We start from the raw sequence: 803 nt of genomic DNA on the forward strand, positions 1-803 counted from the left end.
GGCCGCGGCGGGCGGCGCGTGGCAGGCTCCTGCCCGGTGGAGCACCCGCCGACGCACCACCGGGAGGACCCGTCGTGACCCGCGCACCCGCGCAGCCGGCCGAGCACCAGCAGGCGCAGCACTTCGACCGCGTCGTCGTCGTCTTCAACCCCAACAGCACCGGTGACGCCCCCGGCAACGCCCACGAGCTGCGCGACCAGCTCGCCGAGCGCCGCGGCGACCTCGCCGTGGAGCTGGCCGGCACGCAGCACGCCGGCCACGCCGAGGAGATCGCCGAGCGGGCGGTGACCGAGCACCCCGCCACGCTCGTGGTCTCCGCCAGCGGCGACGGCGGCTACCACGAGGTCGTCAACGGCGTGGTGCGGGCCCGCCGCGGCACCCCGGGTGCCGGGGTGTGCGCGGTGCTGGCCTCCGGCAACGCCAACGACCACGCCAGCGCCGTGCAGCACCGACCCCTCGTGGACGCGATCGAGGCGGGGCAGGTGTCGCGGATGGACCTGCTGGAGGTCCGCGTCGCCGGCCGCGAACCGCGCTACGCCCACTCCTACGTCGGCCTCGGCATCAGCCCCGTGGCCGCCGCCGAGCTCAACCGGCACGACCTCGACGCGGTGCGCGAGGCCCTCCTGGTGGTGCGCAGCTTCTGGCGCTACCGGCCGCTGACCATCACCCACGACGGGAACCGGATCGCGCTCGACAGCCTCGTCTTCGCCAACATCGACCGGATGGCGAAGTACGCCACCCTCGCCGAGGGTTCCTCCACCACCGACGGGGCGTACGAGACCCTCCTCATCCGCCACCGCAGC

General features: G+C 75.0%; 1 protein-coding gene. It reads left to right on the top strand.

Features of this window, described 5'->3' with window-relative positions:
* Positions 1-74: 74 nt before the first annotated feature.
* Positions 75-803: diacylglycerol/lipid kinase family protein (locus ABEB16_RS08445; protein WP_345711816.1), on the top strand; the 729-nt coding region annotated here is incomplete at its 3' end.

Source organism: Kineococcus glutinatus (assembly GCF_039542765.1).
GTDB lineage: Bacteria > Actinomycetota > Actinomycetes > Actinomycetales > Kineococcaceae > Kineococcus_A > Kineococcus_A glutinatus.